This window comes from Pseudomonas sp. WS 5146, assembly GCF_012985495.1.
Classification (GTDB): Bacteria; Pseudomonadota; Gammaproteobacteria; order Pseudomonadales; family Pseudomonadaceae; genus Aquipseudomonas; species Aquipseudomonas edaphica.
Window position 1 is genome coordinate 94,251 of the sequence record NZ_JAAQWL010000002.1, and the last position, 26,472, is coordinate 120,722.

Sequence of the window (26,472 nt, forward strand, 5' to 3'; positions counted from 1 at the left end):
ATTCGGCCGTTTCAGCGATGGCGTGTTTATTTCTGTACGGTTGAATGAATTTTTTACACCTGCACAGGAACTATGTCTTACGGAAAATTCACTACCTAAGTACAGCGAGTATGTAGGGCGCTGAAACTTCTGTAGGAAATAGGGATGTAAACAGGTATGTTGAATGGAACTAAATCAGTTGATTTCTTTTCAGCTGCTCACTGGCCTAGCTGCCATAAGCAAGGGGTATTTCCTGAAAGTCATGTGCGGTACATTTACCTCGTACCCATTCTGCGGCGTATATTTCACTCGAAATATGTATGGCCCCGGAAAGTTCTGAAGGGTTGCATAAAATTCCCTGCACCTGAGTTTGTGTTTTTTTGTAGGTTAATTCCTATATCGTTGTGGGTTGGGTCTCTGCTTGCTGTTGCTTGGGGGGGAGCGCTATGCCAACTAGGAAACGACTAGGCTATTGTGCTTGCTCTAAATAATTCGAACAGCGAAATTGGACTTTCTCATGAATAAAGTGCTGATCGTGGATGATCATCCCGTCATTCGACTTGCTGTGCGCATGCTAATGGAACGTCATGGTTATGAAGTCGTTGCCGAGACTGATAACGGCGTCGATGCGCTGCAACTTGCACGGGAACATATGCCGGACATTGTCATACTGGATATCGGGATACCCAAGCTCGATGGCCTGGAAGTTATCTGTCGGCTGGCGTCTACCAAGCAGGCTACACCCGTCAAGGTGCTGGTGCTGACGTCTCAGGCACCCGGCCATTTCTCCATGCGCTGCATGCAGGCGGGGGCGGCGGGCTACGTATGCAAGCAGCAGGACCTGACCGAGCTGCTGAGCGCCATCAAGGCTGTACTTTCCGGCTACAGCTATTTCCCCAACCAGGCGCTCAACTCGGTACGCTCGACCATGGGCAATGCCAGCGAGGCGGACATGGTTGAACGCTTGTCGGGTCGCGAGATGATGGTGTTGCAGCAACTGGCCCGAGGCAAAACCAACAAGGAAATTGCCGATGGCATGTTCCTGAGCAACAAAACCGTCAGCACCTACAAGACCCGCCTTTTACTCAAGCTCAATGCACGCTCCCTTGTGGACCTGATCGAGCTGGCCCAGCGCAACGGCCTCGTGTAGACGCGGTGCGGTTTTGCACCAAAACCCGAAAACCCGGCAAAAAAAAAGCCTCCGTCAGGGAGGCTTCCGGCCGTCAGCGCATCGATCAGAGGTCGAAGTCGTAATCGGCCAGTTGTTTTTGCAAGCGTCGCTCTTCCAACAGGTTGTCGATAGTGCGGCGTTTGCTCAAATTGGTCTTGGCCACCTCTGCCACAGGGGCGTCCCCTTCGTCTTCCGCCACATCAACGAGATCGTCTTCTACATCCAGTTGTTCTTTGCCAGTGCTCATAAGGTTAACTCCAGGCTAAGACTGCCGTTGGCGCTCCTTATAACGATAATCCACGAACGGGTAAAAAAGATTTTTTCAATCGACTGATCGAGAAAACCAATGAACCCTCAATCGTCCGAGGTTTTGTCCTTGTACTCGCACAGGTCTTCGATGCGGCAACTCCCGCAGCGAGGCTTGCGGGCCTGGCACACATAGCGCCCGTGAAGGATCAGCCAGTGGTGGGAGTCGAGCAGATAGGGCTTGGGCACAAACTTCATCAACTGCTTTTCTACCTCGACCACATTTTTGCCACGCGCGATGCCGGTTCGGTTGCTGACGCGGAAAATATGCGTGTCCACTGCCATGGTCAGTTGCCGGAACGCGGTATTGAGTACCACGTTCGCAGTTTTGCGGCCTACGCCGGGAAGGGCTTCCAGGGCTTCGCGGGTTTGTGGCACTTCACTGCCGTGCAGCTCAACCAACAAGCGGCAGGTCTCAATGACATTCTTGGCCTTGCTGTTGTACAGGCCGATCGTCTTGATGTACTCCGACAAACCCTCCACACCCAAGGCATAAATGGCCGCTGGCGTATTGGCCACTGGGTACAGCTTGGCCGTAGCCTTGTTGACGCCCACGTCCGTGGATTGTGCTGACAGGATCACCGCAATCAGCAACTCGAACGGCGACGAGTAGGCCAGCTCGGTCTTGGGTTCCGGATTGTCTTCATGAAACCTGCGGAAAATTTCCAGGCGTTTTGCGGCGTTCATGGGGCAGGTGGTTCCTTGCAGGCGATCAGCGCGATTGTAGTAATACACACAGCAGGGTTTAGCGCGGGTTTAAACGCTGTCATGAGTATCCACTTGGCGTTGTGCGTCATCGACTTTGCTTTGCGCCTCGGCCAGTTGCTGTGGAGTGGCGTTTAGATCCTGGGCTTTCTTCAATGCTGCGCGGTGCATGGCCAGCTGGATTTTAGCGCGCTTGAGATCGGCGCTGTTACTCGGTGCCGTTGCTGGCGTCGGTGTGCTCTGTACTTCCAGTGCGGCCAGCGCCTGCTCCGCTGCTTCGAACTGCTGTTGCAGCACGATCAACTGCGACTGCTGCTCAAAGGTCGGTGGATGTCCAAATGCCTTGAGTGATTTATGCAGTTGGGCGCGACTCATGGCAACGGTGATCTTGGCCTTCTTGACCGCTGTATCCCGGGCCGCCTGAGCGTCATCGGCTTGCACAGGGGCAACCGGCGGGGCCAAACGTTTAGCCCGCGCCAGGCGCTCGGCGAGTTTATGCGCTTCCTCGCGTTGCAGCCGCGCATTGCGTTGCTCAAAGCGCCGCCGCGCGCGGTCGCGCTTGAGGCCGCGCTCATGGCGTTGCCCATCATCGGCCGCCAGGCCGCCGACAATCGCCAGCACAGTGGTCGCTGGACGCATTTCAATGCAATCCACAGGGCAGGGCGCAACACACAGGTCGCAGCCGGTGCATTCATCCATGATCACGGTGTGCATCAACTTGGCGGCGCCGACAATCGCATCCACCGGGCACGCCTGGATGCACTTGGTGCAGCCGATGCATTCGGCTTCGCGGATGTAGGCGACCTGGGCCGGGGCTTCGCCACGACTGGTGTCCAGTTCCAACACCGGCACACGCAACAGCTGGGCCAGGCCGGCAATGGTTTCTTGCCCTCCGGGCGGGCACTTGTTGATTGCCTCACCCAACGCGATGCCCTCGGCGTAAGGCTTGCAACCCGGATGCCCGCATTTGCCGCATTGGGTCTGCGGCAGCAGCGCGTCGATACGTTGAATCAAGTTCATGGGGTGATCATTGGTATGCCGGTTGAACAAACAGTGCCTGTAGTGGCGAGCGCGCGTTCTGTGGCGAGCGGGCTTGCCCCGCGTTGCGGCGCGGAGCGGCCCTTGGTACAGGCACTCGGTTTAACAGGCCAAATGCGGCGACTTTATTGGGGCTGCTGCGCAGCCCAACGCGGGGCAAGCCCGCTCGCCACAGGCAGCCCGTTTGCCACGGGAGGCCCGCTTGCCGCAGACGGGCTTTGCGGGCTTACTTGATACGCTGACCCGGCTTGGCACCGCTGTCAGGGCTCAACAGGTAGATCTCTTCGCCGCCAGGGCCGGCTGCCATCACCATGCCTTCGGAGATGCCAAACTTCATTTTGCGTGGCTTGAGGTTGGCGATCATCATGGTCAAGCGGCCGTCGAGCTTGGAAGGATCCGGGTAGGCGCTCTTGATGCCGGAGAACACGTTACGTTGCTCGCCACCCAGGTCCAGGGTCAGGCGCAGCAGCTTGTCGGCACCCTCCACGGCCTCGGCCTTGACGATCAGCGCAACGCGCAGGTCTACAGCGGCAAAGGCGTCGAAGTCGATTTCTGCCGAGATCGGATCCTTGGCCAGCTCACCGTTACCGGCGGGCGCAGCCGAACCGGTGTCGGTCTGGCTGGCGACCAGGTCTTCTTTCGAAGCGTCGGTCATGGCCTGGACTTTCACCGGATCAATACGCGTCATCAACGGCTTGAACTCGTTCAACTGATGGTTGCTGAGCAAGGTGGCGTGGTCGTTCCAGGTCAGCGGCGCGACGTTGAGGAACGCCTCGGCATCAGCGGCCAGCAATGGCAGCACCGGCTTGAGGAAGATTACCAATTGGCGGAACAGGTTGACGCCCGTGGCACAGATAGCCTGGACTTCAGCTTGCTTGCCTTCCTGCTTGTTCAGCGACCACGGTGCCTTGTCGGCGATCCAGGCGTTGGCGCGGTCGGCCAGGCCCATGATCTCGCGCATGGCGCGGGCAAAGTCACGGGCTTCATAGGCGTCGGCGATACTTGGCGCGGCGGCCAGGAAGGCTTCGGTCAGTTCCGGTGCGGCGTTTTCAGCCACCAGTAAACCGGCATTGCCCTTGTGGATAAAACCGGCGCAACGGCTGGCGATGTTGACCACTTTGCCGACCAGGTCCGAGTTGACCTTCTGCACGAAGTCTTCCAGGTTCAGGTCGAGGTCGTCGACACCACGGCCCAGCTTGGCGGCGTAGTAGTAGCGCAGGTATTCCGGCGACAGGTGGTCCAGGTAGGTGCGCGCCTTGATAAAGGTGCCACGGGACTTGGACATTTTCTGGCCATTGACCGTCAGATAGCCGTGCACGGCGATACCGGTCGGCTTGCGATAGCCCGAACCTTCGAGCATGGCCGGCCAGAACAGCGCGTGGAAGTTGACGATGTCCTTGCCGATGAAGTGGTACAGCTCGGCGGTGGAGTCCTTGGCCCAGAACGCGTCGAAGTCCAGCTCAGGCGTGCGGTCGCAGAGGTTTTTGAAGCTGGCCATGTAGCCAATCGGCGCGTCCAGCCACACATAAAAGTACTTGCCCGGCTCGCCCGGGATCTCGAAGCCGAAGTACGGCGCATCGCGGGAGATGTCCCACTGCTGCAGGCCGCTGTCGAGCCATTCGGAGAGTTTGTTGGCCACGGCGTCCTGCAAGGTGCCGCTGCGGGTCCAGGTTTGCAGCATTTGCTGGAAATCCGGGAGCTTGAAGAAGAAGTGCTGGGAATCCTTGAGCACCGGGGTGGCGCCGGAGATTGCCGACTTCGGGTTCTTCAAGTCCGTCGGTGCATAGGTCGCGCCACATTTTTCGCAGTTGTCGCCGTACTGGTCTTCGGTGCCGCATTTAGGGCAGGTGCCCTTGATGAAGCGGTCGGCCAGGAACATTTTCTTTTCCGGGTCGAAATACTGGGTCACCGAACGCTGGTCGATGTGCCCGGCTTCCTTCAAGCGCAGGTAGATCTGGCTCGACAGCTCGCGGTTTTCTTCGGAGTGGGTCGAGTGGAAGTTATCGAAGTCCACCAGGAACTCGGCAAAGTCGGCGCTGTGTTCAGCCTGCACATTGGCGATCAGTTGTTCCGGGGTGATGCCTTCCTTCTCGGCACGCAACATGATGGCCGAACCGTGGGCGTCGTCCGCGCAGACATAAATGCATTGATTGCCGCGATGCTTCTGGAAGCGCACCCACATATCGGTCTGGATGTACTCAAGCATATGGCCAAGATGGATGGAACCATTGGCATAGGGCAGGGCGCTGGTGACGAGGATCTTGCGTGGCTCGGACATGGGGCTCGGCTACTTGATGAAACGGAGGTCGGCCACTATAAAGCGCCGGGAAATATATTTCACCCCGTGGTGCTGTTTCTGAATCTTCCCAAGTCTCGAAAGCATGCCGCTGGGCGGCCGGAACGGTTAGGATAGCCGCCTGTTTCAGTCAGTCTTTTTTCGGGAGTAGCCCATGAGCGCCGTCAATCGCGCAGCGGTGGAAGCCGTTCTTCGCCAGTACACCGACCCCTATTTGAACCAGGACCCGGTCAGCGCCGGCTGTGTACGTGCCATTGAAGTCCAGGGCGACCAGGTGTCGGTCCAGTTGGAACTGGGCTATGCCGCCGGTTTGTTCAAGAGTGGCTGGGCGCAGATGTTGCAAATGGCCATCGAAGGCCTGGAGGGCGTGCGTTCGGCCAAGGTCGACATCCAGTGCGTGATCGCCGCGCACAAGGCCCAGGCGCAGATTCCGGGCCTGGCCAACGTCAAGAATGTTATCGCGGTGGCCTCCGGCAAGGGCGGCGTGGGTAAATCCACCACCGCCGCCAACCTGGCGCTGGCGCTGGCCCGAGAAGGTGCGCGCGTGGGCATCCTCGACGCTGATATCTACGGCCCCAGCCAGGGCGTGATGTTCGGCATCGCCGAAGGCACGCGGCCCAAGGTCAAGGACCAGAAGTGGTTTGTGCCAATTGAGTCGCTGGGTGTGGAAGTCATGTCCATGGCGTTCCTAACCGACGACAACACACCTATGGTCTGGCGTGGGCCGATGGTTTCCGGCGCCTTGCTGCAACTGGTTACCCAGACCGCCTGGGGCGACCTCGATTACCTGGTGATCGACATGCCGCCAGGCACCGGCGATATCCAGCTGACCCTGGCGCAAAAGGTGCCGGTGGCCGGTTCGGTAATCGTGACCACACCCCAGGACCTGGCGCTGCTGGATGCCAGAAAAGGCGTGGAGATGTTCCGCAAGGTCAACATCCCGGTGCTGGGCGTTGTTGAAAACATGGCGGTACACATCTGCTCCAACTGCGGCCACGCCGAGCATTTGTTTGGCGAAGGCGGCGGTGAGAAGTTGGCGACCCAATACGGGGTTGAGTTGCTGGCGTCGTTGCCGCTGGCGATGGAAATTCGTGAGCAGGCCGACGGCGGCAAGCCCACCGTGGCCGCAGAGCCCGATGGACCGATCGCTATGGTGTACCAGGAACTGGCCCGTCACGTGGGCGCGCGGATCGTCCTGCAGGAAGCCGCAGCACCGGCAATGCCGACCATCACCGTCAGCGACGACTGAGCCTGCTGAAGGAAAACAGCCTCGGCGTTGTCGGGGCTTTTTTATGCCTGCCGATCAGTCAATGGTTCCGAATCATGCGTTTGCGCAATTGCGCGTGTAAGCATTTGCTTACTTTTTCGTAAGTGTTTGGTTTTTTTTACCGGGCATGTCCATCTCGAAACGGTGAAAGAATTTTCTATCCTTATGAAAAATAACAATTATTTATACTTGGATGAGCGTTCAAGTCTGTCAGCCGATCACTTGGATCCCGTTGAACTTCCCTCGGAACTCTCTAAGATCAGCCCTGTGTCCACGGATTGGCACAGCCATCAAGGAACGATGGTTGAAGGAACGTCGCAGGATGCGATTCATCAGGATGATGAAAAGGAATACAGGGACTAGGGAAAAAATGTGGGCGGGTCATACCGCCCCTTTTTTTTGCCTGCAGAAAAGTGAAAACGACCACCCAGAAACGCAAAAAGGCCCGCAAGGGGCCTTTTTTATTGGGCGGCGGCGCTTTCAGCGCTCGAGGTCTGCAATCTTACCTTTCTTGCCATCCCACTCCGCTGCATCAGGCATCGGATCTTTGCGCTCAGTGATGTTCGGCCAGATTTCCGCCAGCTCGACGTTCAACTGAATGAATTCCTGCATCTCTGCCGGGACTTCGTCCTCGGAGAAAATAGCGACGGCCGGGCATTCTGGTTCACACAGGGCGCAGTCAATGCACTCATCCGGGTGGATAACCAGGAAGTTCGGGCCTTCGTAGAAGCAGTCCACCGGACACACTTCGACGCAGTCGGTGTACTTGCACTTGATGCAGTTGTCGGTAACGACGAAGGTCATTTCTAATTCTCTCCTCAGGCGGCGGCAGCGAAACCCTTTGTGGCAGGGCTCGCGAGGTTCGGGAGCGATAGTCTGCAGGCCAGGCTAATAACCTGCAGCATCCCAAACCGCGCGAGAGTCTACCAGCTTGCAAGCCTGTGCGTTATATCCGAACTTGCAGTGCATATAACATTTCGAGCGCTTTACGCGGCGTCAAGCCGTCCAGGTCAAGCTTTGCCAGCTCATCCAGCACTGGATGGGGCAGGCTGGCGAACATATCACTCTGGTGCGGCGCGCTGGGTTTTGCGCTGGTTTTGGCCGGGCTTGCCACAGGAATCTCGTGGGGCAGGGCGGTTTCTTCCAGGCGGCTCAAGTGTTCGCGGGCACGGGTGATGACTTGCGCAGGAACCCCCGCCAACTGCGCCACGGCCAAACCGTAACTCTGGCTCGCCGGCCCCGGCAACACGTGGTGCAGGAACACGATGCGCTCGTTGTGCTCAGTGGCATTGAGATGCACGTTGGCCACCAGCGGCTCGCTTTCCGGCAACACCGTCAGCTCGAAATAGTGCGTGGCGAACAGCGTATAGGCGCGCAAATGCGCCAAACGCTCGGCCGCCGCCCACGCCAGCGACAGACCATCGAAGGTGCTGGTGCCGCGCCCCACTTCGTCCATCAGCACCAAACTGCGTTCGGTGGCGTTGTGCAGGATGTTGGCGGTTTCGCTCATTTCCACCATAAAGGTCGAACGCCCTCCGGCCAGGTCATCACTGGAACCGATCCGGGTGAAAATGCGGTCCACCAGCGACAACTCGCAACTGGCTGCCGGCACAAAGCTGCCGATATGCGCCAGCAACACGATCAAGGCGGTCTGGCGCATGTAGGTGGATTTACCACCCATGTTCGGACCGGTGATCACCAGCATGCGCGTGTCGTCATCCAGCGACAGGTCGTTGGCCACAAACGGCGTGGTCAACACCTGCTCCACCACCGGGTGGCGCCCCTGCACGATGCGCATGCACGGCTCGCTGACAAAACGCGGGCAGTTCAGGTCAAGGTTCAGCGCACGTTCGGCCAGGTTGCTCAGCACATCCAGTTCCGCCAGGGCGGCGGCGGTGTCTTGCAGCGGCGCCAGGCGGCTGATCAAATCTTCGAGCAACGCTTCATACAGCATCTTTTCGCGCGCCAGGGCACGGCTTTTGGCCGACAGTGCCTTGTCTTCGAACTCTTTCAGCTCCGGCGTAATGAAACGCTCGGCGCCTTTAAGGGTTTGGCGGCGCTGATAATCAATCGGCGCCGACTCGGCCTGCTTGCTCGGCAACTCAATAAAGTAGCCGTGCACGCGGTTGTAGCCGACCTTCAAGTTGGCCAAGCCCGTGCGGGCTTTTTCGCGGGCTTCCAGGTCAATCAGGAACTGCCCGGCGTTTTCGCTCAGCGATTGCAGCTCGTCCAGCTCGCTGTCGTAACCGGTTTTAAGCACGCCGCCGTCACGGATAATCGCCGGCGGGTTGTCGATAATGGCTTTTTCCAGCAGCGCCGCGAGGTCCGGGTAAGTGCCGGCCGTTACGGCGAGTTGTTGCAGGTGCGGCGTGTCCAGTTCGGTCATGGCCACTTGCAGCTGCGGCAGCGCGCTCAACGCATCGCGCAGGCGCGCCAGGTCACGTGGCCGCGCATTGCGCAGGCCGATCCGCGCCAGAATGCGCTCGATATCACCGATTTCTTTAAGCTGCGGCTGCAGGTTCTCAAAGCGATAGCGATCCAGCAGGCAAGTAATAGAGGTCTGGCGCGCTTGCAGCACGGTCAAGTCGCGCAGTGGGCGGTTCAACCAACGGGTCAGCAAACGGCTGCCCATGGCCGTCTGGCAACGGTCGACCACCGATTGCAGCGTGTTATCGCGGCCACCGGCCAGGTTGGTGTCCAGCTCCAGGTTGCGACGGCTGGCGCCATCGAGCACCACAGTGTCATCCAGGCGCTCATGGCGCAGGCTGCGCAAATGCGGCAGGGCGGTGCGCTGGGTTTCCTTGGCATAGCTGAGCAAGCAACCGGCAGCGCCGATGGCCAGGGTCAAGGTCTCGCAGCCGAAGCCTTTAAGGTCCTGCACCGAGAACTGCTGGCACAGGCTTTTTAGCGCTGTATCGCGCTCAAAATCCCACGGCGCACGCCGCTTGGTCCCACGGCGTTTTTCCGCCGGCAGATCCTTTGGCCAATCATCCGGAATCAACAACTCCACCGGATTGATACGCTCCAGCTCCGCCAGCAGGTTCTCCCAGCCCTTGATCTCCAGCACGCTGAAGTTGCCGCTGGTGATATCCAGCACCGACAGGCCAAACAAACGCTCATCGCCCAACACCGCCGCGATCAGATTGTCACGACGCTCATCCAGCAACGCCTCATCACTCACCGTGCCCGGCGTGATAATGCGCACCACCTGACGTTCCACCGGCCCTTTGCTGGTCGCCGGGTCACCGATCTGCTCACAGATCACTACCGACTCGCCCAGCTTCACCAGCTTGACCAGATAACCTTCCAACGAATGGTAAGGAATCCCACACATCGGAATCGACTGCCCCGCCGACTGCCCGCGCGCGGTCAGGGTGATGTCCAGCAGCTTGGCGGCCTTCTTCGCGTCTTCGTAGAAGATCTCGTAGAAATCGCCCATGCGATAGAACATCAACTGATCAGGGTGCTGGTTTTTGAGGCGCCAGTACTGCTGCATCATTGGAGTGTGGGAGGACAGATCGGAGGTGTTTTTACTCATCAGATAGTTAGCAAATTCGTTGAAAGTGATGGGGCAAAGGGCACGCTTGGTCCAGTGTCGATCAGTTGCGGAGCGCGTACTTTCCAACGACGCAGGCCGAATGTGGGAGCTGTCGAGCCTTAGCGAGGCTGCGAAGGGATCGCCGCGCTGTACCTGCAGGCCGCAGCCCGCGCATCGCTGAAGTTCTAAAGCTCAACATCGTGCCCAATCGTAGTCGCTTAACTGATCGGCATTGGGCGCTTGGCCCAGCATTTGTTGCGATGGGCGCAAGGTTAACACGTGAAGTCGGCCCTTCGCAGGTCGCAAACGGCCAGGTAAAACACAAAAAGGGCAGCGCCTTTATATAAGCGCCGCCCTTTTTTACTGTCGCCCGATTTACTGAAGGTTGCCGGGCGAATCCAACACCTTCACCACATCATCAACCACCGCCTTGACCATCTCCTGCAAGTAATGCGACGCCCAGGCGTACCGGTCCGTCTCCTTGGTCATCGCCGCATCTTCGGCGAGTTGCTTGGCGACGTGGAGGAGGTCCGAGGCGTGGTGCAGGGCTTCATGCAGGGAGACGCCGCTGTTGACGCGAAATAGCGGTTGGTCGGAATGGAAGGAGAAAGGCGTGACGCCGAGGGTGGTTAACGCAGACGGATCTGTAGCGGTCATCGGTAAAACTCCCATAGTCGGTTGAGAGCTACCACGTTCGTTGTTGAACGAATGCGTGGCGCTTTTGGCGCCTGCATCTAAACGGGTTATCAGGCCCGGTCGCTGAATTTGCAGCGACCGGGGGAGGTTAGCGTGATGGTGAGGTGGGTGCAACTGGGAAAAAGGGGGAATCTCTTGACTTTGCCTTCGCCAGTTGCCGGCGGACCCATGCGGGAGGATACGCCCCGGAAATTAACACCTAAAGATGTGAGGGCAGGATTGATCGCTTGGTCAATGGTTTAAGGTGAACGCAGCTTTCGGCCGTTAGCTGCCGTTGAAAAATAGCTGCTTTCGGCCAAAAGCTGTCAGCTGCAGGAAGGGGCTGCAGCCACCTCATTACCTCAACTCATTCATCCTGTAGAAGCTTCAAGGCACGATCAAAGTCGAAGAGTTCCACCTGCGCCGCGACCATTGCCAGACGTTCTGCCAACGCCCGATCAAGTGGCATGTTGCGCAGTTCTGCAAGCGCGTCCAGCGCCGCCGTGTCACCTTCGTCCAAAAGACCCATGAGCCTGTTCAGTTGCTCGCTGAATGCCGAGTCATCCAGCAGGTCATCCTCTTTGGCGACCAGTGCGTCTATGTTGAGGTCGGCAAGAGCCGCCAGGGTCGGGAGCAAGCAAAGCTCGACCTGTGTCGCTAGCGCTTGCAGCATCGCAGCCGGCTCGCGGTCCTGGCAGGCCTGTTCCAGCAAAGCGCAGGCCTGCGCCACTGCCTTGGCGCCGATGTTGCCAGAGGAGCCGCGCAAACTGTGCGCCAGCCGTCCGGCGGCGCCAGCATCCGGATCGACCCGTGCGGCCTGGAATTGCTCGGCAAAGCCTTTCTGAGTGTCGCGAAACTTGCAGAGCAAGCGTAAGTAGAGATCACGACGGCCCATGCAAGTGGTGAGGCCGGCATCCATATCAATGCCTTCGAGACGATCGGGCAGTCCATCTACCTGGCCTGCATTCAGCGATGCTTGGACCAGCCGTGGCTTGATCCATTTCGCCAGGGTGGCGAACATGGCCTGGACATCGAGTGGCTTGGAGATGTGGTCGTTCATGCCACTGCTCAGCGCTTTCTCGCGGTCACCGTCCATGGCGTTGGCGGTCATGGCGATCACCGGCAAGGCGTCGAAGCGCGGCTGCTGGCGAATCCGCCGGGTGGCGGAGTAGCCGTCCAGCACTGGCATCTGGCAATCCATCAGCACGCCATCGAAGTTAGTATCCTCGGCGAGGATGTCCAGGGCCTCTTGGCCGTGCCAGGCCAACCGCAGGCTGATTCCGACACTCTCCAGCAGTTCGCAAGCCAGCTCTTGATTGAGCTCGTTGTCTTCCACCAGCAGCAGCCGCGCACCATTCAGGCTGGCGAGGGTACTGGCATTGTGTTGGGAGCGCTCTCCGGCCCGGGTGTCGCCCTGCAGCCCTTTGCCCAGCACCCCACCAATGGCTTCGAGCAGAGAGGACGGTGTGACCGGTTTGGTCAGCACCACCGGCAGGCGGATGCCCTGGCGCTCGGCTTCCTCGCGCGCCTCTTCGCGGCCAAACGCGGTGACCATGATGACCGATGGCGTATGCATCAGGCTGGCAGAATGCATTCTGCTCACGGCTTCCATGCCATCCATGCCGGGCATCCGCCAGTCCATCAAGACCAAATCGTAAGGCAGCGCCTTTTGCTCGGCGTCGGCCAACATGCGCAGCGCCAGACTGCCGCCCTGTGCGACATCCACTTCCAGGCCAAAACTGCGCGCCATGCCCGAGAGGATTTCACGGGCACTGGCGTTGTCATCCACGACCAACACGCGCATGCCCAACAGCTCGTCAGCCTTGAACATACAACGCGGCTGAACGTCTTGCTGCACGCCGAGCTGTACCTGGAAGTGGAACGTGGAGCCAACTCCCGGCTCGCTCTCGACCCAGATCCGGCCGGCCATCAGCTCCACCAGCTTCTTGGAGATAGACAATCCCAAACCGGTGCCGCCGTATTTGCGGGTGATCGAAGTGTCCGCCTGACTGAACGACTGGAACATACGTGAACACTGTTCGACGGTCATGCCGATGCCGGTGTCGCGCACCCAGAAATGTAGCTGGACGCTATCCGTGTGCGTGCTGATTTCCTCCACACCGACGACGATGTCGCCGTACTCGGTGAACTTGGTCGCGTTGTTGCCGAGGTTGATCAGCACCTGCCCCAGCCGCAGGGGATCGCCGAGCAGGGCCGTGGGTAAGTCGGGCGGGATCTGGAACAGCAACTCCAGGCCCTTGTCCTCGGTCTTCAGGCCAATCATGGCGGCGAAGCTGTCGAGCACGTCTTCCAGGCGGAAAGGCACCTGTTCGAGGCTCATCCGGCCGGCCTCGATCTTGGAGAAGTCGAGGATGTCGTTGATGATCCCCAGCAGGTTCTCCGCCGAACGGTGCACCTTTTCTATGTAGTTGCGCTGGCGATTGTCCAGTTCGGTCCGCAGCGCCAGGTGGCTCATGCCGATGATTGCGTTCATTGGCGTGCGGATCTCATGGCTCATGTTGGCGAGAAACTCGCTCTTGGCCTGAGTGGCTTCTTCGGCCGTCGCCCTGGCCTCTGCCAATGCCGTCACGTCGATGTTGATGCCGGTTGCGCGCAATGGCTTGCCGTCCGCTGTGCGTGAGAACCGGTTGAGCGAGCGAAACGTGCGCACCTGCCCATCGTTTTTGCGCACGATGCGAAAGTCGAATTCGACGCGATCATCATCACTCTGAACGGCACTCTCAAACGTACTGCTGACCCGCGCCACATCTTCTGGATGCACCAGCGCCTGCCAGTGCGCCAACGTGCCGCCAAATCCGCCGGGCTCCAGCCCGAACAGGGTTTCGAGCTGGGGTGTCCAGTAGTTTGTGCCGCTGACCAGATCAACGTCGAACAAACCGATGTCACCGGACTCTTGCGCCAGGTTCAGGCGATCGCTGGCGGTACGCAGCCGGGCTTCCATCGCCCGGCGATCACTGACGTCGCGCACCGAGGCGCAGACGCAGACACCCCGACCCTCCAGACGCGGCAGATGGGATAGGCCGATTTCCACGGAGAACAGACTGCCGTCCTTCCGCACCCCGCTCAGATCATCCAGATCGCCGCCCATCTTCCGGGTTCCGCCGCTGGCAATGAAACCGTCGCGCAACCGGACATGCCGTTCGCGGGCAGGCTGCGGCACCAGACGCTCGATGCTGGCGCCAATCAACTCTCCAGGTGCATAACCAAACAGGCTGTCCATTTGCGGATTGGTCATCAGGATGTTGCCGTCGGCCCCCAGCACCAGCATGCCGTCCGGCGCCGCCTCGATGATGCCGCGATACCACGCTTCGGTGGCGCGCAGTGCCGCCTGCTGGGTCTCCAACTCACTGGCCTGGTGTTCCAGCAACAAGGTTTGCGCGCCCATTTCGTCCGCCTGACGACGGGTTTCCTGCAGCAGCGCCTTGGCCGCCTCGCTGCGCTCCATGATGGCCATGGCCCCGGCCAGCCTCGGCAGGACTTCTTGCAAAAGCAACGCTTCGTTTTCCTCCGGCGGCCGGAACCCAGCCATTTCCACAACCCCGAGCAGGCGCTCGCCACGCAGCACCGGTTGCACCATCAGATGGCTGGCAGCAGCTGCGCCCAACTGCGCGCGCACATGCCAGAACGATTCGGGCAGATCCTCAAGCAGACGGGGTTGGCGATCCAGTGCGCACTGGCCAAGCAGCCCTTCACCGAGTTCAAGCTCAGTGGGCAGAGGGTGCGCACTGTCCAGCGCGTAACCGCCGACTAATTGCAGGCGTGACTCGCCTTCATATAGCACGTAAAGCGCCCCCTGGCACATGCCCAACCGGGGCGCGATGCGACTGAAAAAAGCCTGGGCCAATTGTTGCGGCGTCTCGGCCTGCTGCAGATCCACTTGAAGCAGCGAGGCGTGCGTTTTCACCCAGCGCTGGCGTTCAAGCTGACAAGCCTCCACCTGCAGTGTGGCAATGGCCCGCGCCAGATCGCCGGTTTCGTTGCGTAGATCGGTGTGGGGGATCTGACCGTCCAGCTTGCCGGACGCCAACTCGTCCACCGCCACGCGAACGCGGTTGAGCGGCACGCGAATGGAATAGCTGACGAGCCAGGTCAATAGCAAGGCCAGCGTCGAACCACCCAGCAGCAAGACATAGGTGATCGTGCTGCTGCGCCGGGCGTACTCAGCGAGGTTCTTCGCCGTGTCGTGGATGTCGGCTTCCTTGTTTTTCTCTATCTGGGTGAGCAGCCCGTCGCTGTCCTGTTCCAGAGCGAGAAAGTCCTTGCTGTTGAGCAACGTCAACGCCTGACCCAGAGAGCCTTTGCCGGCCAGTTCCAGTGCGTCGTCGCCGTCTTTTTGCAGGCGCCGCAGGACCACTTCGAATTCCAGCAAACTGTTGATACTGCTCTGGCGCCGCAGCGTCGGCCGTACTTGCTCGAGGGCTTCGTGGAGGCGCTCCTGAGTGGCCTCCATTTGCGCTCTGGCGCTGATGCGGATGTCGGCGTTATTGGTCGCGATTGCCCGTTGCATGGCCAGCAACAGATGCGGCAGCTGCACCCGAACCTCCTGCACATGCTGGATACCCACCAGATCCTGTTGGTACAGCTGCTGCATTTCATGCCTGAGCGAATACTGGGTGCGCAGGCTTTGCACGCCGAGTATCAGGATCAATGTCATCAACGCAGCGAAGCCGATAATCAATTTGTTGCGCAGGGACAGGCGCTCGAGCAGCTCGAACAGTCTGTTCATAAATGGCCTCGTTCAACTGGAGTGCAGGGTGGCGCAAAGGGCTCAGGGATGGTCAGCTATCGGCTCATGCAAGGCCAACTGCCTGGCCATGTCCTGGTCACTGTCGGCGAAGCGCGCGGCAATCTCCCGGAACTGCTCCGCATTGGCGAGAAACGCGTCGCAGATGTCGGGGTCGAAATGCGAACCGCGGCCTTCGCGGATGATGTGCACCGCCTGCTCATGGGACATGCCGGGCTTGTACACGCGGCGGCTGATCAACGCGTCGTAGACATCTGCCACGGCCATCAACCGGGCGCTGATCGGGATGTCGTCGGTGGCCACGCCTTGCGGGTAACCACTGCCATCCCATTTTTCTTGATGGCCGTAGGCAATTTCCTTGGCAAGATGAAGAAAATCGACGTCTATGCCCAACTGATCCTCGGCGTGCTGGATGGCATCGCGTCCCAATGTGGTGTGGGTTTTCATGATCTCGAACTCTTCCGGGGTGAGCCGTCCCGGCTTGAGCAGGATGCGATCGGGGATGCCGATCTTGCCGATATCGTGCAGCGGCGCCGATTTGAAAAGTAGTTTGATGGTGTCCTCGTCGAGGAAGTGACGGAAGCGCGGGTGATTGCGCAACAGTTCAGCCAGCCGTTTCACATAGTGCTGGGTACGACGAATGTGGTTGCCGGTTTCGTTGTCGCGGGTTTCCGCCAGCGAGGCCATGGCGTGGATCGTGACATCCTGTATCGCGATCACCTCACGGGTGCGGCGTTGCACTTCCTGCTCGAGAAATTCGTTCTGATTACGCAGGAAATCGGCAACGGCCTTGAGCTTGATTTGCGTCTCGACCCTGGCCATGAGCACCTGGGGTATGATCGGCTTGGTGATGTAGTCCGCAGCGCCAAGGCTCAACCCTCTAATTTCGTCCTCTGTGGCCGTCATCGACGTCAGGAACATGATCGGTATGTGGCGAGTGCGAGCGTCAAGCTTGAGCTGCTCGGCAACGTCATAACCGGACAGACCCGGCATCATGATGTCTAGCAGGATCAGGTCGGGAAGGGGGCCAGCCTGCAGAAGGCGCAAGGCTTTCTCGCCGCTATTGGCCGCCTTGACCCGATATTTATCCTTGAGCAACTCGGCAATAAGCATCAGGTTGTCGGGTGTGTCATCGACCACCAGAACGGTTGCCGATGGATAAACGCCCTGCAGGCTGTCCATGGATGTTGGCTCCCTTGCCAGACAATTAATGAACGGGCGGAGTTACGCCATTCTTGCTGGCAAGCGTAGCTAGAAAAACCGTAATCGCTAGTTGAAATTCGGTAGGTTGGCTTGATGAAGCAATGAATAGAATGTCTCTAATTGGCCGATAGCAGCCTCTCTGACTTTGAAATTGACGAGTGCCCAGACCCCAATTGCTTACCGACGTGTCGGTTAACACTTTCTGCCATTGCATAAAATATGCAATTTAGCATTTGCCAACCCCAAAAACTCCCGGCACTATCGCCGTTATGCAAAAACGCAACGTTTCAACCGTCTTAAGAGAGCTGCTGGACCGCGACCGGATCTCCCCCACGGAGCTTCACCGGCGTACCGGCGTGCCTCAATCCACACTCTCGCGGATCCTCAGCGGCAAGATCGTTGATCCGTCGGACAAGCACATCTCGCGCATCGCCGAGTACTTCCGCGTCAGCACCGACCACTTGCGCGGGCGCGCGGCGATGGGTGCTGGGCGCGATGACGGGCGCGACCCGATGCATTCGGAACTCAAGGACATAAGCCTGTGGGACGACGACACGCCCGTTAATGATGACGAGGTGTCGATCCCCTTTTTGCGCGAGGTTGAATTGGCTGCTGGATCAGGAAGATTCGTCATCGAGGAAAGCGAGAAGGCCAGCCTGCGGTTCGGCAAGCGCAGCCTTCGCCACAACGGTGTGCAGTTCGACCAGGCCAAATGCGTGACAGTGCGTGGCAACAGTATGTTGCCGGTGCTGCGCGACGGCGCGACGGTTGGGGTGAATGCGGGCAAGAGCGGCATTGGCGACATCGTCGATGGCGACTTGTATGCCATCAATCACAATGGCCAGTTACGGGTGAAACAGCTCTACCGCCTGCCTTCCGGGATTCGCCTGCGCAGTTTCAATCGCGATGAGCACCCGGACGAGGACTACAGCTTCCAGGATATCCAGGATGAGCAAATCAGCATCCTCGGCCATGTGTTCTGGTGGGGCATGTACGCCCGTTAACTTTCTTGCGTAAGACAAAGCCCGCCCATGTGCGGGTTTTTTTTCGACCGTAGAAAACCGGTAAACCCCTGGCCCATAAGGTTCGAAATGCGCTGGTGCATTCCAATAGCAAAAATAAATGCATTTGTGCATTGACTGTATATGCATACATGCATATTCTTCATCTCAAGCCAGCCAACAAGGTGGTGGAGGCGGCAAGGATGCTGCCAAGGAAAGTGACAAGGAAGCCACGCAACATCGGCAAGGACGCCATCGAAGCGATGGCAGGGATGCCAGGCAACACCGGCAAGGATGCCGACGCTCTTTAGTTACACCGCTTTAAAAAAACAGGCAGCGATGAACCGGCCTTAACGGTTCAGAGGGTTGGCAACTGACCCGGGTGTGCAGCGTAAAGCACCAGAAGCAGTTATCCGGCAGACAGGGATCGTGGTCGGAAAAACATTGAGGAAAGAACCGTACCGCGCCAGTAGCGCCGAACGTTCGAGGACATCATTACTGAAAAGCCCGGGCAACCGGGCTTTTTGGAATGCCGACCTATCGAAGCATGTGTAAATGAAAAATGGACTATTGAGTGCTCAGCCAGGAGGCGTGACATGACAAATGAACAGCAAGCGTTAGCGGAAATGCCTATCTGGCTGGTCATCGTATTGGCAGTGATCGGCGGTGTATCCGGCGAAATGTGGCGCGCCGACAAGGAGGGCGCACGTGGTTGGTCGCTGATCCGCCGCCTGGCCCTGCGCTCCGGCGCGTGCATGGTCTGCGGGGTTTCAGCCCTGATGCTGTGCTACGCCGCCGGCATGTCGATCTGGACCGCCGGCGCTATTGGTTGCCTCACCGCGATGGCCGGTGCCGATGTCGCCATTGGCCTTTATGAACGCTGGGCGGCCAAGCGCATCGGGGTCAACCAAGGCTCCGGCCAAGATCCGCAGTAACCGTTGCAAGGACGCTACTTAATATGACCCTTATCGAAAAGCCATCCCAACTGCCCAACGCCATAGGCGCGGCGCTGCACGCGGCCTTCCCGGACTTGAAGGTCGGCAATCACCAGGATTTTCAGGGCGCCTTGGATAAAACCGGCGTGTTGATCACGGTCGAAGGCAATGGCCGAGGCATTCGCTCTCGCGAAGGGCGCAAGGCTCACGCCCTGACGATTTCGCTCCGGGCCATGGTGGCGCCGGGTGCGCTGCCGTTTGATGCCTGCGACCTGGCCAGCCAACTGATGGACCAGGTGCTGGATAACCGTTGGGGCCTGCCATTGGCCCAGTGCGATTTGCCGATAAATATCGTCGCCGCTCCGGTTGCTGCAACAACAGCAGAAACGGACTACGACACTTGGACTGTCTCCTTCACCCAGACCGTCTACATCGGGCCGGTATTACTCACAGATCCTACCGGCCAGCCGCTGTTTGCCCGCACCTGGGAAGTGTCGAACATCGACGATCCCGACCAATACAAACCACTGGCGGAGTAGCCCATGTTCGACGCGCTGTTACGCATGCAACTGGGGCCGATTGTCGAGCGCCTGGCAGAGATGGAAACCCAACTTGAAGACCTGTATCGACGCGCCGAGAGTTTTTGTCGGATCGGCACGTGTCAGTCGGTCGATGCCGCCAGCAATACCTGCAAGGTCAGCCACGGTGATTTGCTCACCCCGGCGATCCGCTTTTTCAACCCCAGCGCAGGCGCACAAACCGAAACGCGTATCCCGTCCGTGGGTGAACAATGCCTGTTGCTCAACTACGGCGGCGGCGAAGGCGGTGGGCAGTCTGTGGCTTTGTTCGGCCTCAACAGTAGTCAGTTTCCGCCCGTCTCCAGCGTTGCCACATTGACCCGACGACGCCATCAGGACGGCACCCAAAGCGACTATGACGATGCCAGCCACATTTTCAATTGGGTCAACGGCCCCACCACGTTCAGCGGTTCGCGCGAACAGGTAGACGTCAAAGTCGGCGCCGCCAGCTTGGTCATGAGCGCCCAGAACATCACCCTGCAAATCGGCGGCACCAGCCTGGTACTGGACGCTAGCGGCGCGCACTTCAGCGGCCCGCTGGTGGACCATCAAGGCCGCGTCATCAGCCCTCGATAAGGACATCCCATGCTCGGCATCGATCGAAACACCGGGGCAGCCGTCGATGACTGGCTGCAGTTCGTGCAGCGCGCCACCCGAGCGCTGACCACCCCCGTGGGCACTCGGCAGAAACGCCCGCTATATGGCTCGCTGATCCCGCAACTGCTCGGCCAGAACCTCGGCGACGACCTGCTGATACTCGCCCAAAGCCACGCCGCGCAGGCGTTCTACAACAGCCACAACGGCATCGGCGATTTTCAACCCCAGGTCATCGTCGCCACCCGCCAAGGCGCCGGCCTGCTGTTGCGCTTCGCCGGCACCTGGAAAAACCGCCAACAAACCTTCGAGGTCGTGACATGAGCATGCTGATCCCCGGCCAGAACCAACTGGCAGAACCGGCCATCATTGCGGTGGATGAGTTCGAGCCGTTGTTGGCCGAATTCAAGGCGTTTGTTGTGGACTACGTCGCCACCCGAGCACCGCAAAGCGCGGCCAAACTGAAGGTCAGCCTCGACAACGAAAGCGAGTTGCTGACCCTGGCCCTGGAAGCCTTCTGTGTACGTCTGCAAACCCACGAACGCAAATACAACGCGCGCATCAAGCAGATGCTGGCGTGGTGGGCCACCGGCAGCAACCTGGATGCGCGCCTGGCGGACATGGGCCTGGAACGCCAAGTGCTCGATCCAGGCGACCCGGCGGCGTTTCCGCCGGTGCCGCCGACGTTGGAGAGTGACGACGACGCTCGCTTGCGTTATTACCTGGCGCCCCATGCACCGGCAGCCGGCTCGCGGATGCAGTATCGGCGAGAGGTTTTTACCCTGGGTGAACGGCCGTCGGTGAAGGTGCAAAGCGCGACGCCGGGCGTGGTGACGGTCAGCTACACTTTTGATCCCGACGGTTATGCCGCGCAGGTCAAGGACGGCAACGCTCGTCGAACAGCGCCCGGTGAAGTGATGGTGACTGTGCTTGCTCGTGAGAGCGGCGGCACGCCGTCCGCCGATTTGCTTGACGGGGTTCGTCGCCATTTCGCACGGCCGGATGTGCGGCCGGAGACCGATCTGGTTAGCGTGCAAGGTGCGCAGATCCTGCCTTATAAAATCCGTGTGGTTGCGAAGATCAATGCCGGCCCGGATTCGGGGCTCACGCAAGTTGCCGCGCAGAAACTGCTACAGGACTATGCAGAGTCTTGTCATCGGCTGGAGGGGCGGGTGGATCCGAGTTGGATTGACTATGCGATTCACAGCGCCGGGGCGGCGCAGTTACAGATCCTTGAACCCTTGGCACCGATTATTGCGACGGCCTTTCAGGCGCCTTATTGCACCGGGGTTGAAGTACAGGTACGCACGCTATGAGTGAGCGCATACCGAGCCTGCTCCCCGCCAACAGTTCGCCCTTGGAAAAAGCGTTGGACCAAGGCTTCGGTCAGTTACTCGAGCGAGTAACCCCACCGTTCCCCGCGTTGATGGACCCCTCGCAAACGCCTACGGATTTTTTACCTTATCTCGCAGCGGATCGTGGCGTGAACGAATGGAGTTCTACTGCCGCCGGGGCTGAAAAGCGTGCGACGGTAAAACTCGCCTGGCCAACCGCTCGACAGGCCGGTACCCGTACAGCACTCGAAAATGCTGCCAAAGGCCTGCAACTGATCCCTGAGGTAAGGGCCTGGTATGAGCAGTCGCCGCGAGGTAATCCTTTCAGTTTTTCCATCAGGGCTTACTCCGAACTGCCGTACAGCGAAGAAATCGACGCGAGGCTGGATCTGCGTCTAGCAGAGGCCAAAAGCGAGCGTGACATTTTCACCGTCACGGTCGGGTTGAGCGCGTTTGGTAGCCATTCAGTCGGCGCTGCGACTGTCTGCGGGGAGCTGACCACTATCTATCCGATTGTTATCGAGGGGCTTGAAGCGTCCGGCATGGCCTTTTTGGCAGCCGGGTTCTACAGCGTCGAAACCGTCACTATCTATCCACAGGGGTCCTAAATGGCCGACTTTTATACCTTGCTGACCAACGCAGGGATTGCTTATGAAACTGCCTGCAAGGCTGCGGGCGTGCCGATCAAACTCGCGCAAATTTCGGTGGGCGATGGCAATGGCTCTGTCTACAACCCCGACGCCACTGCAAAAGCGCTGAAACGTGAAGTGTGGCGCGGGCCATTGAATGCGCTGTTTCAGGATGAAAAAAATCCGAGCTGGTTGCTGGCTGAAGTGACTATTCCACCCGAGGTGGGTGGCTGGTATGTGCGTGAGGCTGGGCTTTGGACGGATACCGGGGTGCTTTACGCAATCGTTAAGTACCCGGAGTCTTTCAAGCCGGTTCTGGCAACTTCTGGTTCGGGGAAAGAGTTTTATATTCGGTCGATTTTCGAGACGAGTAATGCATCGCTGGTGACGTTGTTGATTGATGACACGGTGGTCAAGGCGACGCGGGCTTGGGTGATCGGTTATGTGGCTGATGAGTTGGCCAAGCTTGACGGCAAGCAATCGGTACGCGTGGTTTCGACCGCAAACATCACATTGAGTGGTGCACAGCAAATTGATGGAGTTGCAGTTGTCGCGGGTCAACGGGTGTTGGTGACTGGCCAGGCTGAATCGAGGGACAACGGCATTTATGTAGCCGCCAATGGTGCCTGGTTCCGCGCTTCCGACGCTGACAATAGCGCGAAAGTGACGCCGGGTTTGACGGTTATGGTCGAGGAGGGCACCGCACTGGGTGATTCTCTTTGGGTCTTGGTTACGAATGGGCCGATAAGCCTCGGTTCTACGGCGTTGGTGTTTGAAATACTGGTTGGCAGAACCGGTATTAAAGCGGGCACCTATAAGAGCCTCACTGTCGATAAGTATGGTCGGGCCACGGCCGGTACGAACCCGACGACCTTGGCAGAAAGCGGCATTCTTGATGCTCCGACCAAAGACGATATGAAAAGTGCGTTGGCCGCAAAGGTATCAAAGGCCGGCGACACAATGACGGGACCATTGATTGCTTCCGCGGGTGTTCGCTCTAAAAAAGGTGTTCCGACCAATGACGCATCTGACATGGGCTACGCGTTCGGCGTTGATGGTGATTCCGGTTTGTTTGCGACGGAAGGCACGTTGCCCCAAGCCGGCAGTGAACTTCTGCTCATGTCCGACTCTACCGAGTTGGCCCGATTCGGAGCCGCCAAATCAACCATTCTGAACGCGGTACTGCCAGGTGCGACGACTCCCACTGCTACCCCCGAAAGCAATGACACTAAAGTTGCTAATACGGCATTTGTTCAGAGCACAGTAAACGCAACTGCTGCAAAAAAGCTCTCCCTTTCGGGTGGGCAAATGACCGGAATGCTTATAGGTAAGGTAGGAACAGGCGGACCCGGAAACCCGAACAGTTGTGGGTTTGTTTTTGACACTGATACTGGGTTGTTCAGTAGCGGTGATGGTCAGATCGAGTTGTTTGCTGATGGCGATATGTTGATGCGCAAACACACATCGGGAGCGCTTCAAATACTTAAAGGGGTTCGTGCACCGAAAGGGCCTCCGAACCAGAGCGACTCTTCGAGCGTTTCCGGTTACTCGTTTGCCGAGGATGGCGATACCGGCATGTTCGCCGAAGGTGGTATCCCGCAAGCGGGTTCCGACATTGTCTTTCGAGTCGACAATGTCGAGGCTGGCCGCATTAAAGCGGTGATGAAGTCCTCAGGGAAGAACGGCTGGGCACGTTTGCTCAATGGGCAAATTCTGCAATGGTGCGAATTCACAGTTACGCATGTTTCTGGTGTTGCAGTGCCATGGACTATTACCTATCCAACCTCTTTCCGCACCGCAACTTTTCAGCCCATTCTAGGATTGGGTAGCGGTATTGGTCCTCAGTCCCCTGCCTACAGTGTCGAGGGCTCAAGTTATAACGGTGCTTCTGGTTTTGTATATTCAAATGATGCTGGAGTACGTATCTACCGACTTTGGGCTATTGGAGAGTAAACATGACTGTTTTCTTTTGTGCGGTGACCTCGGCTTTTTATGACGACGATATTTATGGCGATCAGTTGCCAAAAGACGCGATAGAAATTTCCGAGGATTTGCGTCAAGCGCTACTTGAGGCGCAATCATCGGGTAAGCAAATCACTGCGGGAAAAAATGGCCAGCCAACCGCCGTAGATCCGCCTGGGCTTAATGTTGAACAGCAAGTTCAGCGCGAGCGCTTTTGGCGAGACAGCGAACTGGCCCGGACTGACATGTTGGTGGCACGTCATAGGGATGAACTTGATGCCGGGCGTATACCCACATTAACAGACGAGCAGTATCGGCAGTTGCAAAGTTATCGGTTGGCTCTTCGTGATTGGCCAGAGCAAATCGGCTTTCCTGACGAATTACTTCGACCAGAAGTGCCACAGATAGCTTGAACGATAGGCGAAGCAGCGGGAAACATACAGCGCTCCTTTCTATTGTCCTTCACCCCTAACTAACCCACACGAAAACCGCCCTGCGGTTTTTTTTATGCCCGGAGATCCACCTATGGCCAACCGCCAAACCTACACCGTCCTCATCCCATTCCCCACCGGAGGTGGCCACTGGTCCACCGCCGGCGAGGAGCTTGAACTGCTGGACGTCGAAGCATCCGCCCTGCGCACCGCCGGCCGCCTGGAACTGACTAGCGTCCTTAACTCCACCCCCAAGAAGGCTGACTAATCATGGCTGAGGTTTTGAACTTCGAGCACAACGGCATCACCGTGAATGCCACTGAATCCCCCGAGGCCATGGGTGGCCTGGGCGACAACGTTATCGGCCTGGTCGGCACCGCGCCGAATGCCCACGCGTCGATTCCGAAAAACGCGCCGTTTCGCATCAACAGCTTCACCACCCAGGCGCTGCTGGACCCGACCGGCGCCGAATCGGGCACGCTGTTTCAGGCGGTGTACCAGATCCTCAAAGTGGTGAAAGTGCCGGTTTATGTGGTGATCGTGGAGGAGGGCGCAACCCCGGCCGACACCGTCAATAACGTGATCGGCGGCAACGAGCCAGCCACCGGCCGCAAGCTGGGCCTGGCTGCACTGGCCAGTGTCCCTGAAGACCTGACCATCATCGGTGCCCCAGGCTTCACCGGCACCAAGGCTGTGGCCGGTGAGTTCGCCTCCTTCGGCAAGCGCATCAAGGCCCGTGTGGTGCTGGACGGCAAGGACGTCTCGGTCGCTGATCAAGTGACCTACAGCGGCGAGCTGGGCGGTGCCGACCTCGGCTTCGACCGCTGCCTGCTGGTGCACAACATGCCGTCGGTGTACTCCAAGGCGGCGAAGAAAAACGTGTTCCTGTCGCCATCGTCGCTGGCTATTGCTGCACTGGCCAAGGTCAAACAGTGGGAAAGCCCAGGTAACCAGGTGACCTTCGCCGAGGACGTTTCCCGTGTGGTCGAGTACAACATCCTCGACACCTCCACCGAAGGCGACCTGCTCAACCGTTACGGCGTGAGCTACTACGCGCGCACTATCCTTGGCGGCTTTTCGCTGCTGGGTAACCGCTCCCTCACCGGCAAGTTCATCAGCTACGTCGGCCTGGAAGATGCCATCAGCCGCAAGCTGGTCAAGGCCGGCCAGAAAGCCATGGCCAAGAACCTCACCAAGTCGTTCATGGACCAGGAGGTCAAGCGCATCAACGACTGGCTGCAAACCCTGGTGGCCGATGAAACCATCCCCGGCGGCAGCGTGTACCTGCACCCGGAGCTGAACAGTGTCGAGAAGTACAAGAACGGCACCTGGTTCATCGTCATCGATTACGGCCGCTACGCGCCGAACGAACACATGATTTATCAACTCAATGCCCGCGATGAAATCATCGAGCAGTTCCTGGAGGACGTTCTCTAATGTTTACCAACCGTGTAAGACAGGCCATTGCGGCCACCCTTCAAGGCCTGCCGTTGTCCGCGACGGTGGAAGAGTTCACCCCGCCGAAGATTGAGTTCGACATGGAGTCCATGTCCGGTGGGCGCTTCATCGCCGAAGAAATGGCCAAGAGCGGCAAGGTGCTCAATGCCAAGTTGGTTCTGCAAGGTGCCGGGCCGGAAATCATGCTGGCCCTGGGCGTGCGCTTGGGTGACGACATTCTGCTGAACGTGCGAGAAGCCGGTCAGGATCAGGATGGCAAAACCTACTTCACCTACCACACGGTCGGCGGCAAACTCAAATCCCTGGAGGAGGCGAAGCTGAAGATGGGCGACAAGGTCACCACCACTTTGGAACTGTCCTGCCGTACCTACAACCGTCTGGAAAACGGCATTTCGGTGATCGACATCGACGTGCGCACCCAGAAGTTCGTGCTCAACGGCGTCGACATTCTCGGCGATGCACGCCGCGCGGTGCTGATGCCTTAAAGGCGAAGCGGGCACGGTCAATGTGGGAGCTGGCTTGCCTGCGATGGCATCACCTCGGTGCACCAGACATACCGAGTCGCCTGCATCGCGGGCAAGCCCGGCTCCCACATTGACTGTGTTTA

The 26,472-nt window shown here is 58.7% G+C and carries 24 protein-coding genes; 15 read left to right on the forward strand and 9 right to left on the reverse strand.

What is annotated here, in order from left to right:
• The first annotated feature begins 496 nt into the window (after nt 1–496).
• Entirely contained in the window at nt 497–1,129 is a 633-nt protein-coding gene (locus HBO41_RS04905) for a response regulator transcription factor (protein WP_017137044.1), read from the forward strand.
• Nucleotides 1,130–1,214: 85 nt separating this feature from the next.
• Here HBO41_RS04905 and HBO41_RS04910 read toward each other — a convergent pair whose 3' ends face one another.
• From HBO41_RS04910 to metG, 4 genes are all read right to left on the reverse strand, one after another.
• A complete protein-coding gene (locus tag HBO41_RS04910) occupies nt 1,215–1,397 on the reverse strand; it encodes a PA3496 family putative envelope integrity protein (protein WP_017137045.1) in 183 nt (60 codons plus the stop codon).
• 107 nt (nt 1,398–1,504) lie between these two features.
• Entirely contained in the window at nt 1,505–2,143 is a 639-nt protein-coding gene (gene nth / locus HBO41_RS04915) for an endonuclease III (RefSeq protein ID WP_017137046.1), read from the reverse strand.
• Between the two features lie 69 nt (nt 2,144–2,212).
• Nucleotides 2,213–3,181, reverse strand: a complete 969-nt coding sequence (rsxB, locus tag HBO41_RS04920; RefSeq protein WP_138453760.1) for an electron transport complex subunit RsxB — start codon at nt 3,179–3,181, stop codon at nt 2,213–2,215.
• A gap of 244 nt (nt 3,182–3,425) precedes the next feature.
• On the reverse strand, nt 3,426–5,477 hold the full coding sequence (gene metG / locus HBO41_RS04925; protein ID WP_017137048.1) for a methionine--tRNA ligase: 2,052 nt from the start codon (nt 5,475–5,477) through the stop codon (nt 3,426–3,428).
• Between the two features lie 172 nt (nt 5,478–5,649).
• On the opposite strand from metG, the gene apbC reads away from it, so the two are divergent.
• The gene (gene apbC, locus HBO41_RS04930) at nt 5,650–6,744 is read left to right on the forward strand and encodes an iron-sulfur cluster carrier protein ApbC (protein WP_017137049.1); all 1,095 of its coding nucleotides are present in this window, start codon (nt 5,650–5,652) and stop codon (nt 6,742–6,744) included.
• A gap of 498 nt (nt 6,745–7,242) precedes the next feature.
• Here apbC and fdxA read toward each other — a convergent pair whose 3' ends face one another.
• The 5 genes from fdxA to HBO41_RS04955 form a co-directional block, all read right to left on the reverse strand.
• Nucleotides 7,243–7,566, reverse strand: a complete 324-nt coding sequence (gene fdxA / locus HBO41_RS04935; protein ID WP_003208688.1) for a ferredoxin FdxA — start codon at nt 7,564–7,566, stop codon at nt 7,243–7,245.
• Nucleotides 7,567–7,708: 142 nt separating this feature from the next.
• Nucleotides 7,709–10,300: a DNA mismatch repair protein MutS gene (mutS, locus tag HBO41_RS04940; RefSeq protein WP_099548520.1), complete on the reverse strand. Its 2,592-nt coding sequence runs from the start codon at nt 10,298–10,300 to the stop codon at nt 7,709–7,711.
• Nucleotides 10,301–10,675: 375 nt separating this feature from the next.
• A complete protein-coding gene (locus tag HBO41_RS04945; protein WP_053254658.1) occupies nt 10,676–10,957 on the reverse strand; it encodes a DUF3077 domain-containing protein in 282 nt (93 codons plus the stop codon).
• Nucleotides 10,958–11,342: 385 nt separating this feature from the next.
• Complete coding sequence (locus HBO41_RS04950) at nt 11,343–15,722, reverse strand: response regulator (RefSeq protein ID WP_017137053.1); 4,380 nt, start codon at nt 15,720–15,722, stop codon at nt 11,343–11,345.
• Between the two features lie 42 nt (nt 15,723–15,764).
• Entirely contained in the window at nt 15,765–16,922 is a 1,158-nt protein-coding gene (locus tag HBO41_RS04955) for a two-component system response regulator (RefSeq protein WP_017137054.1), read from the reverse strand.
• A gap of 290 nt (nt 16,923–17,212) precedes the next feature.
• On the opposite strand from HBO41_RS04955, the gene HBO41_RS04960 reads away from it, so the two are divergent.
• The 13 genes from HBO41_RS04960 (at nt 17,213) to HBO41_RS05020 (ending at nt 26,350) form a co-directional block, all read left to right on the forward strand.
• Nucleotides 17,213–17,947, forward strand: a complete 735-nt coding sequence (locus HBO41_RS04960) for an XRE family transcriptional regulator (protein ID WP_017137055.1) — start codon at nt 17,213–17,215, stop codon at nt 17,945–17,947.
• Between the two features lie 149 nt (nt 17,948–18,096).
• The gene (locus tag HBO41_RS04965) at nt 18,097–18,255 is read left to right on the forward strand and encodes a hypothetical protein (RefSeq protein ID WP_169985283.1); all 159 of its coding nucleotides are present in this window, start codon (nt 18,097–18,099) and stop codon (nt 18,253–18,255) included.
• Nucleotides 18,256–18,540: 285 nt separating this feature from the next.
• Nucleotides 18,541–18,879, forward strand: a complete 339-nt coding sequence (locus HBO41_RS04970; protein WP_053254660.1) for a phage holin family protein — start codon at nt 18,541–18,543, stop codon at nt 18,877–18,879.
• Between the two features lie 23 nt (nt 18,880–18,902).
• The gene (locus HBO41_RS04975; protein ID WP_169985338.1) at nt 18,903–19,418 is read left to right on the forward strand and encodes a hypothetical protein; all 516 of its coding nucleotides are present in this window, start codon (nt 18,903–18,905) and stop codon (nt 19,416–19,418) included.
• A 3-nt stretch (nt 19,419–19,421) separates the two neighbouring features.
• Entirely contained in the window at nt 19,422–20,033 is a 612-nt protein-coding gene (locus HBO41_RS04980; RefSeq protein WP_099548522.1) for a phage baseplate assembly protein V, read from the forward strand.
• A 9-nt stretch (nt 20,034–20,042) separates the two neighbouring features.
• Nucleotides 20,043–20,375, forward strand: coding sequence for a hypothetical protein (locus tag HBO41_RS04985; protein WP_053254663.1), 333 nt, complete (start codon nt 20,043–20,045; stop codon nt 20,373–20,375).
• Nucleotides 20,372–21,367 carry a baseplate J/gp47 family protein gene (locus HBO41_RS04990; RefSeq protein ID WP_099548523.1) on the forward strand — a complete coding sequence of 332 codons (996 nt, stop codon included), beginning with the start codon at nt 20,372–20,374 and terminating at the stop codon, nt 21,365–21,367. Before HBO41_RS04985 ends, HBO41_RS04990 begins: the two co-directional genes overlap by 4 nt.
• Nucleotides 21,364–21,993 (forward strand): phage tail protein I, encoded by a 630-nt coding sequence (locus HBO41_RS04995; RefSeq protein ID WP_169985340.1) that lies wholly within the window; start codon nt 21,364–21,366, stop codon nt 21,991–21,993. The genes HBO41_RS04990 and HBO41_RS04995 overlap by 4 nt, the downstream gene beginning before the upstream one ends.
• Nucleotides 21,994–23,967 (forward strand): phage tail protein, encoded by a 1,974-nt coding sequence (locus HBO41_RS29450; protein ID WP_236447586.1) that lies wholly within the window; start codon nt 21,994–21,996, stop codon nt 23,965–23,967.
• Between the two features lie 2 nt (nt 23,968–23,969).
• Nucleotides 23,970–24,389 carry a phage tail assembly chaperone gene (locus tag HBO41_RS05005; protein ID WP_169985342.1) on the forward strand — a complete coding sequence of 140 codons (420 nt, stop codon included), beginning with the start codon at nt 23,970–23,972 and terminating at the stop codon, nt 24,387–24,389.
• Nucleotides 24,390–24,483: 94 nt separating this feature from the next.
• A complete protein-coding gene (locus HBO41_RS05010) occupies nt 24,484–24,675 on the forward strand; it encodes a hypothetical protein (protein ID WP_146233153.1) in 192 nt (63 codons plus the stop codon).
• Nucleotides 24,676–24,677: 2 nt separating this feature from the next.
• Nucleotides 24,678–25,844: a phage tail protein gene (locus HBO41_RS05015; protein WP_169985344.1), complete on the forward strand. Its 1,167-nt coding sequence runs from the start codon at nt 24,678–24,680 to the stop codon at nt 25,842–25,844.
• Entirely contained in the window at nt 25,844–26,350 is a 507-nt protein-coding gene (locus HBO41_RS05020; RefSeq protein WP_099548528.1) for a phage major tail tube protein, read from the forward strand. Before HBO41_RS05015 ends, HBO41_RS05020 begins: the two co-directional genes overlap by 1 nt.
• Nucleotides 26,351–26,472: the final 122 nt, after the last annotated feature.